Annotated in this window: 11 protein-coding genes and 1 tRNA gene; 5 read left to right on the top strand and 7 right to left on the bottom strand. The window is 41.5% G+C overall.

Annotated features, from left to right (window positions below; all coding sequences use genetic code 11):
* Nucleotides 1-65 precede the first annotated feature (65 nt).
* Nucleotides 66-2045: a ligand-gated channel protein gene (locus H3T84_RS02385; RefSeq protein ID WP_198217623.1), complete on the bottom strand. Its 1980-nt coding sequence runs from the start codon at nucleotides 2043-2045 to the stop codon at nucleotides 66-68.
* 295 nt (nucleotides 2046-2340) lie between these two features.
* Nucleotides 2341-2433, bottom strand: a tRNA-Ser gene (locus H3T84_RS02380).
* Between the two features lie 466 nt (nucleotides 2434-2899).
* On the opposite strand from H3T84_RS02380, the gene eno reads away from it, so the two are divergent.
* The 4 genes from eno (at nucleotide 2900) to H3T84_RS02360 (ending at nucleotide 5732) form a co-directional block, all read left to right on the top strand.
* Nucleotides 2900-4183, top strand: a complete 1284-nt coding sequence (gene eno / locus H3T84_RS02375) for a phosphopyruvate hydratase (protein WP_198217621.1) — start codon at nucleotides 2900-2902, stop codon at nucleotides 4181-4183.
* Nucleotides 4184-4212: 29 nt separating this feature from the next.
* Nucleotides 4213-4536: a cell division protein FtsB gene (ftsB, locus tag H3T84_RS02370; RefSeq protein WP_198217619.1), complete on the top strand. Its 324-nt coding sequence runs from the start codon at nucleotides 4213-4215 to the stop codon at nucleotides 4534-4536.
* A 272-nt stretch (nucleotides 4537-4808) separates the two neighbouring features.
* The gene (locus tag H3T84_RS02365; protein WP_198217610.1) at nucleotides 4809-5186 is read left to right on the top strand and encodes an STAS/SEC14 domain-containing protein; all 378 of its coding nucleotides are present in this window, start codon (nucleotides 4809-4811) and stop codon (nucleotides 5184-5186) included.
* 51 nt (nucleotides 5187-5237) lie between these two features.
* Entirely contained in the window at nucleotides 5238-5732 is a 495-nt protein-coding gene (locus H3T84_RS02360; RefSeq protein WP_198217608.1) for a YbaK/EbsC family protein, read from the top strand.
* Between the two features lie 526 nt (nucleotides 5733-6258).
* Here the strand turns inward: H3T84_RS02360 and H3T84_RS02355 are convergent.
* Entirely contained in the window at nucleotides 6259-6951 is a 693-nt protein-coding gene (locus tag H3T84_RS02355; RefSeq protein ID WP_037474799.1) for an alpha/beta fold hydrolase, read from the bottom strand.
* Nucleotides 6952-7169: 218 nt separating this feature from the next.
* Between H3T84_RS02355 and H3T84_RS02350 the strand changes: the two genes are divergently transcribed.
* On the top strand, nucleotides 7170-7655 hold the full coding sequence (locus tag H3T84_RS02350) for a YbhB/YbcL family Raf kinase inhibitor-like protein (protein ID WP_198217606.1): 486 nt from the start codon (nucleotides 7170-7172) through the stop codon (nucleotides 7653-7655).
* 76 nt (nucleotides 7656-7731) lie between these two features.
* On the opposite strand, the gene rbfA is transcribed toward H3T84_RS02350, so the two are convergent.
* The 4 genes from rbfA to rimP form a co-directional block, all read right to left on the bottom strand.
* A complete protein-coding gene (gene rbfA / locus H3T84_RS02345) occupies nucleotides 7732-8103 on the bottom strand; it encodes a 30S ribosome-binding factor RbfA (RefSeq protein ID WP_025330989.1) in 372 nt (123 codons plus the stop codon).
* 80 nt (nucleotides 8104-8183) lie between these two features.
* Nucleotides 8184-11105 (bottom strand): translation initiation factor IF-2, encoded by a 2922-nt coding sequence (gene infB, locus H3T84_RS02340; protein WP_198217604.1) that lies wholly within the window; start codon nucleotides 11103-11105, stop codon nucleotides 8184-8186.
* 10 nt (nucleotides 11106-11115) lie between these two features.
* Entirely contained in the window at nucleotides 11116-12603 is a 1488-nt protein-coding gene (nusA, locus tag H3T84_RS02335; protein WP_174833690.1) for a transcription termination factor NusA, read from the bottom strand.
* Nucleotides 12604-12650: 47 nt separating this feature from the next.
* Nucleotides 12651-13133, bottom strand: a complete 483-nt coding sequence (gene rimP, locus H3T84_RS02330; protein ID WP_198217602.1) for a ribosome maturation factor RimP — start codon at nucleotides 13131-13133, stop codon at nucleotides 12651-12653.
* Nucleotides 13134-13483 lie beyond the last annotated feature (350 nt).

The following is a 13483-nucleotide window of genomic DNA, read 5'->3' as shown; positions in this document are numbered from 1 at the left end:
GGTTTTAGGCTCTTTTAAACAATTAAAACAAAGGAATCACTTTTCCCCGGCATTGACACCTTAGTTTAAAAATTAATTTGTGCGCTAATATTATAGCGACGTCCATCCAGGGTACGACCATAATCTTTCTGATCTACTCTTTTATCAAGAATATTGTATATACCACCACTTAAAACGAAATCTTTGTTTGGTTTGAATACCAGCCCGGTATCGACAAAACCATATGATGGTTTACCAATTGCCATAGAAGTTCGTGACAAATAATCTGAAGTTCTGCTGCGGTAATTCCATCTTGCCCATGCAGAGAGTTTTTCAGTCGCATTCCAGTTAAGTGTTGTATTGAACATATTTTTTGGCATTTCATTTAATGGCTTACCACTAAACTGACCGCTTTTCTGTTCACTATGTGTATAGGTATAATTAGCAGACCAGTCCACTTTTGGTGTTATTTTCCAGGCAAATGTTGCCTCTATACCGCGTAAAACTGCTTTATCCACATTTTCCCGCTGACTGACAAAATCAAAATACTCATTGCGCCAAGAACAGGCATTTGAACCGGCATCCCCCTGACAGGTACGTACTTCCGTTATTTTGTTTTTAAATTTTGTGTAGTAAGTAGTTAAACCGGCAGAAAGATTACGGTTATTATCCCAGTTAAAACTGATTTCGAAATTATCTGATTTTTCCGGTTTAAGATTCGAGTTACCCACAATAATTCCATTAAAATACCCGCCTCCGGTTACCTGCCCCCAGCCATCACTTGCTGCACGTAGCGCAGGTGCTTTATATCCACGGGAATAACCACCTTTAATTATCCATTGATTATTAGGTGTCCACACGCCGTAAAGCTTTGGGGTTATTTCTGTACCATAATTTTCATCATGATCCAGCCGTGCTGCACCAGTCAAAGCAAATTTCGGCAAAATACGCCATTCATCCTGCCCGAAAATTGCCCATGAATCACGTTCCAGATGAGTTAAGCGCCGCCCGTTAATAACAAGCTGATTACCCGTATCATTCAGTTCTTCCCGTTGCCATCTGCCACCTACACTAAGCGTATGTTTATTCAGGCGGTACTGAGTTTGGGTATTAAAAATGGTATTTTTTTCATGCATATCACGTGACGGATTATTATTTTCCTCACGCTGAATATATGTCTGAGTATCAATTTTATCGTAATAGCCACGATGAGTAATGCTATACTGATTACGATCATACAGAGTGTAATCATCAGTAGGAACTCTCCCTCTGCTTGGTTTAGGATCGATGGTTTTGCCTACTCGGCCATTACGATTTTGTAAACTGCGGTTTACTTCGAAATCAACTGTATTTTTATCATCCGGCGTCCAAGACAGCATCAGATTACCGTTGCGCATACGCTGCTGTTTATATCCGCCAATAATATTGTCTTCTTGCCGATGGGAATACCCGACATTGGCCCGGATGCCTAATTTATCCTGAATTAGCGGACCGGACACATAAATGCTGCTTTGCAATGTATTCCCGCTATTACTGTGCTGTTGTATGGTTGCATCTGTTTTAACTGAACCAGTCCAGTCTGCAGCTGTTTTTTTGGTAATAATATTAATCACCCCGCCCATTGCATCTGATCCATATAATGCTGAAGCAGGGCCGCGGATCACCTCAATGCGCTGAATAGCTGAAATTGGCGGCATCCAGCCCTGTTCAATTCCCGGGCCATCTGAATTAGGACGAACCCCGCGCGAATTTACCCGTTTGCCATCTATCAGCAGCATGGTATAACCACTGGACATACCACGGATACTGATATCCTTAGTACTTCCGCCACCAGTTACCACCACACCCGGGACATCCTGCAAAGCATCTGTTACATCATGATATTCTTTAGTTTCAAGCTCTTTAGCATTGATTACAGTAATTGAAGCAGCTGCTTTTTTTGCCTGTTGTTTAAACCCAGAAGCTGTTACCACCACATCATCCAATTCTGCCTCTGCAGCATATAAAGGAGATATCAATGAAGACAATAATGCCAATGAAAAAGAATGATGAACCAGTTTACGCATATAATAACAAACCTCTGATGATTGCATTTTAATAAAAAATAAAATTATTATTAAATTAAATGATAATAGTAATCATTATTTAATTTAACATATATATACATAAAATGCATCTGATTTATTGACAAATGCAAAAAAACATACCATCTGAATTAGTTTGCTGTATGCATATACGCAACACAATGACTGCCGAACGAATAAAAGCTTTTTTGATCTACCCAAATAATAGTGATAAATGTTATTAATTAAAAAGCAGGCAAATAAAAAACCCTGAATGTAATTCAGGGATTTTAGTATATGGCGGAGAGTAAGGGATTCGAACCCTTGATACAGGTTTTGCCCGTATACTCCCTTAGCAGGGGAGCGCCTTCGACCACTCGGCCAACTCTCCGTAGAGAAGAGCGCACTATACCCAATGAACGCCCGGATGTCAAATAAAATCCGCGAAGAAATAGCTTAAAATAGAGTTTTAATAGCTAACACTATAGCAGAAAAAGGGTTTTTCTTTACATCAAAAAACTGTAAACAGACATATCTCTGAACCTAATTAAAATAATTGTATTAGATCCGGATATTTTCATATTAAGTATGAAAGCAGATTTTAATCCGATTGATCTTCTTAACCGTATTTTGATATAGCCGGATTCTATTAATCTTTATTTAACTGTCACCTTAATAAATAACTGTTCTGCCCAAGCCCTTATCAATAAAATTCAAATGTAAATTACCCTTTTCTCATACACTGCCTACGGTATAATACAAAGTTTGACAATCTGACCAACCTGATGACTGGCAGAATTATTGTTTGTACTATTTATCGCATAACAAGATGAAATTTAAAAATTCTGGAGACCTGCATGAGTGCAATTATTGACATCTTTGCGCGTGAAATACTTGATTCACGCGGTAACCCTACAGTTGAATGTGATGTTCTGCTTGAATCCGGGGTAATGGGCAGAGCTGCTGTACCATCCGGTGCCTCTACCGGTGAAAAAGAAGCACTGGAACTGCGTGATGGCGATAAACAGCGCTATTTGGGCAAGGGTGTGCTACAGGCCGTAGAAAATGTTAATAATGAAATTGCACAAGCACTTATCGGTATTGATGCCAGTGAACAAAGCTATATTGATCAGATTATGATTGATCTGGATGGTACTGATAATAAGGGTCGTCTTGGAGCCAATGCCATGCTGGCAGTTTCACTGGCTGTTGCTCGTGCAGCAGCTGAGGATGCCGGCTTGCCTTTATATCGTTATATTGGCGGCGCCGGACCAATGTCTATGCCCGTTCCGATGATGAACGTGATTAATGGCGGTGCACATGCAAATAATAGCCTTGATATTCAGGAATTCATGATTATGCCGGTAGGCGCTGAATCTTTCCGTCAAGCATTACGCTGTGGTGCCGAGGTCTTCCATCATTTAAAAAAATTATGCAATGATAAAGGTATGTCTACCAGTGTGGGAGATGAAGGCGGTTTCGCACCTGATTTAGCCAGCCATGAAGAAGCTATCCGGCTGATTCTGTCTGCGGTAGAAGCTGCCGGCTATGTTCCGGGCAAAGATATCGTACTGGCTCTGGATTGCGCCTCCAGCGAATTTTACAAAGACGGTCATTATGAATTAACCGCAGAAGGTCTGAGTCTGACCAGTGCCCAATTCGCCGACTACTTAACTGAACTGGTTAACAAATACCCTATCGTATCTATTGAAGACGGTATGAGTGAGCATGACTGGGAAGGCTGGAAACTTCTGACTGAACGTCTGGGTAAAAAAGTACAGCTGGTTGGTGATGATCTGTTTGTTACCAATCCGGCTATTTTAAGCGAAGGTATAGCTCAGGGTCTGGCTAACTCACTTCTGGTTAAGGTCAATCAGATTGGTACATTGTCCGAGACACTTAAAGCGGTAGATTTAGCCAAACGCTCAGGCTATACCAGTGTAATGAGTCACCGCTCCGGCGAAACTGAAGACAGCACTATAGCTGATCTGGCCGTAGGTACAAATTGTATGCAAATCAAAACGGGTTCTCTTTCTCGCTCAGACCGTATTGCCAAATATAATCAGTTACTGCGTATTGAAGAGGAACTAGGTTCTGCTGCCTACTACCCGGGTAAAAAAGCCTTTTATCAGCTTAGTTAATCCTTTTCCGGAATATATGGGCAAATAAAATGAAATGGGTAACCTGGGTACTGTTATTCGCACTGGTCGGTTTACAATACGATTTATGGATGGGTCATGGCAGCTGGAAAGACATGTGGAAGTTAGAAAACGATGTCTTAGAGCAGAATAGCAGTAATGAAGCACTAATACAGCGAAATCGCGCCTTGACTGCCGAAATCAAGGATCTTGCCGAAGGCAAGGATGCAATTAACGAAATGGCACGGAATAAACTGGGTTACATACAGGAAGGAGAAGTGTTCTATCGCTTTGTTCCTTCCGGTACTTTCATAACTACAAACAACAATCAGGAAAATACTTCATCTCGACGATAACTCTGATACTAATATTTCATAAACCAGCAATTTTTAATGATAAAAACTGCTGGTTTTATTTTATATCAACAATTTGCCCTGTTTTTTTGATTTGGAATCAATTATTTTTTATAGTTTAAAACCAGGTTGTATCAATACCACAGCTATCAAATTTTTACGCACTATATCAGATTGCATTTAAAAGAGTCATAGCCAATATATTAATCAATTAGTATGATGATTCTACAGATAAACAAGTGTGCTTAATCTGTTCTAGCATCAAAGGTAAATATATGATTTCTATCCATAAAAAAAATTATGGTTTAAATGTCGTACTGTATAACGAATTTACGCTGGAAGACTTTCATCAGCTGGAAGAAGCTCTGTTAAAAGCTATTGAACATATTCATTTACCTAATCTGTTACTGGACCTGAGTCAGATGAAAGATTTCACTATAGATATGGCTTTAGAACATCTTAGATTTCTACGTCAGCACGCTCATGATTTTGGCTGCACTGCTATTGTCGTTGACGATATTTGGATTCGTATAGGTATACGTCTTGCTAATTTATTAACCTTGCAGCGCCCCAGGTATTTTAGTGATACAGTTACAGCACAAAAATGGCTGGAACAGTATACACAGAATTCAAGTGTTATCCGCAATAATTAACCGCTTTAGTTATCAGTAAGCATACTTATTAGATTCGGACTCGGAGACTTTATGTCGCGTAAGAGGCAGGTTTATAAAATTTTAAAAGATATGCATATACGGTACTCTGTAGTGGGTCATCCAGCAGCGTTAACGACACAAAAAGCGGATAGTTTTATTGCACGCAAAAAGGCAGTGCGTACTAAAACGATATTTTTAACTAATCGCAACAATACCATTTTTTATTTGTTAGTAATGGATGCTGCTAAATGTATGAATTTTAAGAAATTAGCTAAACTACTTGGGGATAAACGCATACGTTTTGCTTCCGACGATGAGCTAAAGGAGAAAATGCGATTACCTCCCGGCGTAGTCTCTATCTTCGGTTTGCTAAACAACCCTGAAAAAGATATCAGACTCTATCTTGATATAGATCTACTGGAGGAAAAGATCATCACATTTCACCCTAACGATAAGACTAAAACGATTTTTATATCCACGGAAGATATGATCCAGTTTACCATCAACATAGGTTATAACTATGGAGTGATCAAAATCCCTTGCTAGCTTTGTAAACTTTTTTAACGCAATGAATGATGGTTCTTAACCATATACTCATTCTCTTTTCCTGCAAAAATTATAAAGTGAATCAGGTGACCTGTACGGACTGAATTTTATATTGAACAGAACTCAGTTTTTTAACTTCTTTTATCCTGATACAACAGAAATAAAAATCAATCCTACCCCCCCTCCTACTTGCTTCTGCTTGCACGCCACTAAAATAATTTAATTAAATTCAAATTAAAAAGTTGAGCTTGAGTAACAAATAATGGTAAAAAGATCTAACTTCCTATACTCCTGTCAGTACCGAAAATATAAATCGTGTCATTAGTATCAAAGTACCTTCCATTTTCAAATATGTAGAACAACATAGCTAAATATCAGCATAATGGTAATATTCTGATCTATCCACATAATAAAATATAAAAAAATTTTTGGATCACTTTGTTCACAGCAGGAATATTTAAAATAGATTAAACTTTATATATTTACCTGATAAAACCAGGAATGATTTTATTTAAATTTAATTATTCTAAAGCTGATTGAGCCAGCCGGAAACAGTTTCAGCTAGTATTTCCGGTTGTTCCAATGGCAGCATATGCCCGCTATTTTCGATTATTTTCAGACTAGCCTGTGGTATAAATTCCTGCAGCTCCCTGGCTTCATCGATAGAGCGCATCTGATCTTGTGCAGCAGCAATAATCAAAGTCGGGCAGGAAATTTTCTGACCTATCGAAGTTTTACGGTTTAACAAAGATTGTCTGCTTAACACATCAAAACCCAAACGTTCACTCATTTGCCGGATTCTGCTGATCATCTCCTGATTATTTTGATTATCAGGTCGCAACGTCTGAATTATAGCTTTATGCCCCAAACCACGAAAATTTAGATGCTGCTGAATTTGTAAAGTATTTTGTTTTGCTGCATATTGCTGTGGTGTATCCTCACGCAATGAAGTAGCAATTAAGACAAGGGCAGCAACCCGCTGCGGATACTGGGCGGCCAGTGTTCTTGCAACATAGCCGCCAAGCGAAAAACCAATGAGCACAAAACGTTCAGGAGCAGAAACAGCAATATTTTCTGCCATAGCAGCAATACTGTCTCCGTTTACCAGTGATGCACATAATACCGGCTGGGATTCAGCCAAATTAGCTTTCATATCATTCCATAATGTTTCATCGAGCATAAAACCAGGAATGCATACCCAAGGTAATATTTCTTTCATCTTGATATTCCCAATAGAGCAAACCACTGGTCTGATATTTTATAGCAGTTTATCAATCAGCCAAATTAATGTTTGCAATTAGTTTGCTGCCAATTTAAAACCCATTTAACTAATTCCATTGTTATTTAATATTTTTACATTTACATTGACTTAACCAACCTTATCCAGCAAAATTAAATCACTACATATCTTATTTGCCAATGACATTGAGAAATATAATGCCAAATACATTTACCTTAACCAGTCCTGAATTTAAAAATGGCAATACTGTTGATTCCTCTTATCAAAGTGATCGTGATAACCAGTCTCCTGCTTTAATTTGGGAAAATGCGCCAGCCGAAACCAAAAGTTTTGCAATTCAATGCCATGATCCTGATGCGCCTACAGGAGGTGCAGGCTGGTGGCATTGGATGGCTATTAATCTGCCAAAAGACTTAACTGAACTGAAAAGAAATGCTGGCGCAGAAGGCGGGCAGAATTTACCTGCCGGAACACGTCAGCTACGTAACGATAGCGGTACTTTAGGTTATTCGGGTTTTTATCCGCCAGAAGGTCATCCGCCCCATCGTTATATTTTTACTGTTTATGCTCTGAATACCGATAAAATTGATTTACCCGAGGATGCAACTACTAGTTATGCGGGTTTTGTAGTGAATAGTCATACCATTGCCAAAGCTTCAGTAATGGTTCACTATGGTCGCTAAATTAATAATATAAATCAGGCTAAATAATAAAAAAGAGGTTGTCCAATTTGGGACAATCTCTTTTTTTAAGCTTCATTTAATCTTCAACCGGTTTTTCTTTAGATACTTTATCAATCAGATGCGAAATACTCATACCGCGTTCAAGTGAATCATCATAAATGAACGTCAGCTCAGGTGTACGGAATAAAGTTATTCGACGAGCCAGTTCACTACGTAAATAACCCTTAGCATGTTCCAGTGCTTCTTCGGTTACAGCACGGGTACTGTCATCCAGCACAGTGTAATAAATAGTAGCATGACTATAATCGCGAGTTACTTCTACTTCATTAATTGTAATAAAACCGGCACGCGGATCTTTGAGACCAACACGCACAAGTTCGGCCAGTTCACGCATAATCTGCTCTTTGACACGATCCTGACGAGCATAACCACGCTGAGGTTTACGCATAATCATTCCTTTCTGTGATCAGGCCAGTAAATTCAGGCAGCCAAAAACTTCTCTGGCTGCCTGTTATACCCTAAATCATTTTAAAGCTTACGGGCAACTTCAACTACCTCAAAGACTTCCAGCTGATCACCTTCCATAATTTCATTGAAGTTTTTCAGCATCAGACCACATTCGAAGCCTTGACGTACTTCCTTAACATCATCTTTAAAGCGTTTTAATGAAGCCAGTTCACCTGTATGCACAACCACATTATTACGAATTAACCGAACATGAGAATCACGCTTGATTAAACCATCGGTTACCATACAGCCGGCGATATTACCCACTTTTGATACGTTAATAACCTGACGAATTTCTACTGTACCAATCACATTTTCTTTTTGTTCTGGTGCCAGCATACCGCTTAAAGCTGCCTTCACATCATCTATAGCATCATAAATGATATTGTAATACCGGATCTCAATACCTTCATGTTCAGCCAATTTACGTGCAGTGGCATCAGCACGTACATTAAAGCCGATGATTACTGCGCCCGAGGCGATAGCCAGATTCACATCAGACTCTGTCACACCACCTACACCACTATGCAATACATCAACCCGTACTTCATTAGTAGACAGTTTACGCAAACTTCCTGCTAAGGCCTCATAAGAACCCTGAACATCAGCTTTAATGATAATCGGCAAGCTTTGCGCCTGATTTTCACCCATGTTGTTAAACATGTTTTCCAGTTTGGCGGCCTGCTGTTTAGCCAGTCGTACATCACGATATTTACCCTGACGGAACAGAGCAATTTCACGTGCTTTTTTCTCATCGGCCAGTACAATAAAATCTTCACCAGCATTAGGTACGTCTGACAAGCCCAGGATTTCTACCGGGATAGACGGGCCGGCATCAGTAATGGTTTTGCCATTCTCATCTACCATGGCACGTACACGACCAAAAGTTGTACCGGCAAGCACAACATCACCTTTACGCAACGTACCGCTTTGTACCAGCAAGGTTGCTACCGCACCACGCCCTTTATCCAGACGTGACTCGACAACAATACCTTTAGCAGCTGAATCTACAGGTGCTTTCAGCTCCAGAACATCTGCTTCCAGCAATACTGCTTCCAGCAATGCATCAATATTGGTGCCCTGTTTGGCCGAAACATCAATAAACTGTACATCACCACCCCATGAATCAGGGATGACTTCATGTGCTGTCAGTTCCTGACGAATACGTTCAGGATTGGCACCTTCTTTATCAATCTTATTTACAGCCACCACTAAAGGTACTTTTGCAGCTTTAGCATGTGCAATGGCTTCAATAGTCTGAGGCATTACTCCATCATCAGCAGCCACCACCAGAATCACGATATCGGTAGCCTGCGCACCGCGGGCACGCATAGCAGTAAATGCTTCATGTCCCGGCGTATCCAGGAATGTAATTACACCGCGCGGAGTTTCCACATGATAGGCACCAATATGCTGTGTAATACCACCTGCTTCACCCTGCACAACACGAGCACGGCGAATATAGTCCAGTAAGGATGTTTTACCATGGTCTACATGCCCCATCACAGTAACCACCGGCGGACGAGGTAATTTTTCGGCCTCAGTAACAGTAGTATCTTCATCCAGAAAGGCTTCAGGATCATCAGCTGCAGCAGCCTTACCAATATGCCCCATTTCTTCTACTACAATCAGCGCAGTTTCCTGATCCAGTGACTGATTAATGGTCACCATCATACCCATCTTCATCAGGGTTTTAATCACTTCTGCAGCCTTAACAGCCATTTTGTGTGCGAGCTCAGCAGCTGTGATGGTTTCCGGCACCAGCACTTCATGAACTACAGGTTCAGTAGGTGCCTGGAAGGCATGCTGATTCGGTTCCAGTTTAAGCTGTTTCTTACCACCTTTTTTACCACCTCGTCTGCTGCTGCGCCCCTCTTCTGAGTTAGTCGCATCTGCCGAGCGCCGGTTTTTACCACCGCGCGCTGATTTACCTTTTGGCATATCGTCTTCACGCTGATGACGCTGCTCATCTTTTTTACGCCGGCCTGCTGATTCAGACACGTTTTCTGCTGCTTTCGATGCATTACTGCTCACCGGTTTTTTCTCAGTTGGCTTAGCCGAACGCACTTCAGCAGTTTTCTGCTCACTAACTGCTTTACTTTCTTCCTTAGCTTGCTGTTTAGCTGCTTCGCGCCGTGCCTGACGTTCCTGTTTCTGTTTCAGTAACATTTCACGATGAGCGCGCATAGCTTCAGCACGTCTGGCTTCTTCATCACGCTGAGCCTGCTCTTCAGGACTGATAATCGGCTTGGCTGCTTCAGCCTTAAGTGCAGCCAAATCAATTTTTTTCGCATTCCGGTTACGGTTGTTGCGCTTGGATTTAGGCTGCTCGGTTTTGTCTGCTGCCGGTTTTTTATCAGCAGGTGCTTCTGCAGGCTGAGCTGCTGCTTTCTGTTGCTGTTTCACTTCCTGTTTTACCACTTCTGTCTGCACAGACTCCACTTTAGGTTTCTGTTCGGTTTTACTGGCAGCCGCTGCTGCTTTCAGACGCGCTGCTTCTGCAGCCGCTGCCGCAGCAGATTCTTCTCTGCGTCGCGCTTCAGCCTGTTCTTCAGCAGCCTTTCTTGCCTGTTCTTCAGTCTCAGTATCTGCTGTTTTCACCGGTTCGGATTCAGGCTGGGAAAGATTTTGTTTTTCTTCTGCCTGTCTGTTTTCCTGTTCTTCCGGCGGTACAGCAATACGGCGCCGGCGGCGGGTTTCAACTTCAACACCGCCAACAGTACTTTTTTCAGCTGGTTTTTTACGATTCAGTGTGATAGTACCAGCAGACTGACTACCATTAGCCTGCTTTAAATAAACCAGCAACTGTTTCTTGTCTGCAGCTGTCAGTTTATCCGACGCTGCCTGTTTATGTACTCCGGCTTCGGCTAACTGTTCCAGCAACCTTGAGGTTGATAAATGCAGTTCCGAGGCAAATTGTTCTACAGTTATTTGATTACTCATTCGCGTACCCTCATACTTCGTCAAACCAGTGGGCGCGTGCTGCCATCACCACTTTCTTGGCGGTTTCCTCATCAATGCCTGTAATTTCAATCAGTTCATCTACTGACAATTCGGCCAGATCATCACGGGTTTTAATTCCTTCATTGGCCAGATCATGCAGCATTTCCTGATCAACACCTTCCAGATTTTTCAAATCTTCGTCCATGTGCTCTAACTGCTCTTCAGAGGCAATGGCCAGGGTTAAAATGGCATCACGGGCACGATTACGCAATTCTTCTACCGTACTTTCATCAAAACCCTCAATTTCCAGCATTTCCTGAACAGGAACATAAGCCACTTCTTCCAGGCTGGTAAAACCTTCCTGAACCAAGACCTCAGCAACGTTTTCATCAACACCCAGGTTATTGATAAACAGTTCACGTATGGCTTTATCTTCAGCCTCATGGCGTTCCTGAGCCTCATCCACAGTCATGATGTTCAGCTGCCAACCTGTTAGTTCGGCTGCCAGACGTACATTCTGTCCGCCACGCCCGATTGCCAGGGCCAGCTGATCTTCTGCCACAATCACATCAACAGAATGATGATCTTCATCTATCAGAATGCGAGTTACTTCGGCCGGACTCAGTGCATTAATCACAAACTGTGCAGTTTCTGGTGACCACAGCACAACATCAATACGCTCACCTGCTAACTCTTCGGTTACTGCATTGACACGCGAACCGCGTACGCCAATACAGGTACCCTGCGGATCAATACGTGCATCATTGGATTTCACAGCAATTTTGGCACGTAAACCCGGATCACGGGTTACTTCCTTGATTTCCAGCAAGCCGTCTTCAATTTCCGGCACTTCCATTTCGAACAGTTTTAACAGGAATTCACGCGAAGTACGTGTCAGAATAACCTGACTGCGGTTACCAATCTGATCTACCCTTAAAAACAAAGCCCGTACTCTGTCACCATTACGGAAGTTTTCGCGCGGAATCATCTGATCCCGCGGCAACAGTGCTTCCAGACGACCAATTTCCACGATTGCACCGTGTCGTTCCACACGTTTAATCGTACCCAGAACAAGGCTATCCTTACGCTGCAAAAATTCGTTTAAAATCTGTTCACGTTCTGCATCGCGAATGCGCTGCAAAATAACCTGTTTGGCTGTCTGTGCTCCGATCCGGCCAAATTCCACATTTTCGATCGGTTCTTCGTAATACTCACCAATCTGCAGGGTAGTTCCTGGAATTTCTTCCTGAATTTCTTCAATGGTTTTTTGAATATCAGGATAGGTATAATCCTCATCAGCCACAATCAGCCAGCGACGAAAACTACTGTAATCGCCGGTATTGCGGTTAATCACTACCCGAACATCCATATTTTCACGCTCAGTTTTTTTCTTTGCCGCACTGGCCAGAGCAAATTCCAGCGCGCTGAATACTACTTCTGTATCTACATTTTTTTCACTCGCCAAAGCTTCGGCCAGTAGTAAAATTTCACGACTCATTTAATTCTCCTTGCAAGCCTTTGCTTACAACAATATGAAATTTCAATTTAAAAATCAAATTCTGGTTTTAAACGCGCTTTATCAATATTCTGCCACTCTATTAAAACCGTCTTACCGGCTGCCACAGCAGCACGTTTAGCACGACGCGCTTCATTAATTTCTTCCAGGGTAATACTGATTAAATCGTTTTCATCAATACCATTAATCCGGCCAATAAAATTCTTCTGCCCGTCTATAGGCAAACGTGTTTTAATCTTGGCCAGTTGCCCGGCAAAACGCGTAAAATCTGCAGGTTTGGTTAAAGGACGGTCTAAGCCCGGGCTGGAAATTTCCAGACGCTGATAATCCACATCCTCTACAGCCAATACCCGGCTTAAATGATTACTGACTGCAACGCAATCATCCAGAGAAATACCGTTTTCCGCCTTATCAATAAAGACACGTAAATCCCCCTGAGCAGTCAGCTCATAATTAACCAGCTCATAGCCCAGACCCGGCAAAGTTTTTTCTAAAATGCCCTGAATATCCATCTGTGCTCCATAAAAACAAAAAAATGGCCTTAGGGCCATTTCTCAATAATTCGAAAAATTTCTTTATTTTAACTCATTGTTGAAAAAAAAGAAACCACCTGCCATTATTCTGAATATACACAAATACCGATTAGATCAGACATATCAATTAATTGCATTATTCGCTCAGCCTGAGCACCTTCTGAAACCAGTCGTAAAAATCTCACATCCCATAAACTCTCAATAACATATTACGAAATAATGTCAACAGCTTGACACCTCATTCAGCTATACTAACTGATAATGTATCTGCATCATATCCGCAAACACAAAATACAATAACAATTAGTTATCAGTTGCTATGATTAATG

Source organism: Snodgrassella sp. M0110 (assembly GCF_016101465.1).
Classification (GTDB): domain Bacteria; phylum Pseudomonadota; class Gammaproteobacteria; order Burkholderiales; family Neisseriaceae; genus Snodgrassella; species Snodgrassella alvi.
The sequence above is the reverse complement of the archived record's forward strand: the minus strand, read 5'-3'. Positions and strand labels throughout refer to the sequence as shown.

Bases quoted from the DNA above. Each gene is read 5' to 3' on its own strand.
- infB (WP_198217604.1), bottom strand. From the start codon at position 11,105: ATGAGTAATCAAATAACTGTAGAACAATTTGCCTCGGAACTGCATTTA.
- H3T84_RS02365 (WP_198217610.1), top strand. From the start codon at position 4,809: ATGATTTCTATCCATAAAAAAAATTATGGTTTAAATGTCGTACTGTAT.
- ftsB (WP_198217619.1), top strand. From the start codon at position 4,213: ATGAAATGGGTAACCTGGGTACTGTTATTCGCACTGGTCGGTTTACAA.
- H3T84_RS02350 (WP_198217606.1), top strand. From the start codon at position 7,170: ATGCCAAATACATTTACCTTAACCAGTCCTGAATTTAAAAATGGCAAT.
- eno (WP_198217621.1), top strand. From the start codon at position 2,900: ATGAGTGCAATTATTGACATCTTTGCGCGTGAAATACTTGATTCACGC.
- H3T84_RS02355 (WP_037474799.1), bottom strand. From the start codon at position 6,951: ATGAAAGAAATATTACCTTGGGTATGCATTCCTGGTTTTATGCTCGAT.
- nusA (WP_174833690.1), bottom strand. From the start codon at position 12,603: ATGAGTCGTGAAATTTTACTACTGGCCGAAGCTTTGGCGAGTGAAAAA.
- rimP (WP_198217602.1), bottom strand. From the start codon at position 13,133: ATGGATATTCAGGGCATTTTAGAAAAAACTTTGCCGGGTCTGGGCTAT.
- H3T84_RS02360 (WP_198217608.1), top strand. From the start codon at position 5,238: ATGTCGCGTAAGAGGCAGGTTTATAAAATTTTAAAAGATATGCATATA.
- rbfA (WP_025330989.1), bottom strand. From the start codon at position 8,103: ATGCGTAAACCTCAGCGTGGTTATGCTCGTCAGGATCGTGTCAAAGAG.
- H3T84_RS02385 (WP_198217623.1), bottom strand. From the start codon at position 2,045: ATGCGTAAACTGGTTCATCATTCTTTTTCATTGGCATTATTGTCTTCA.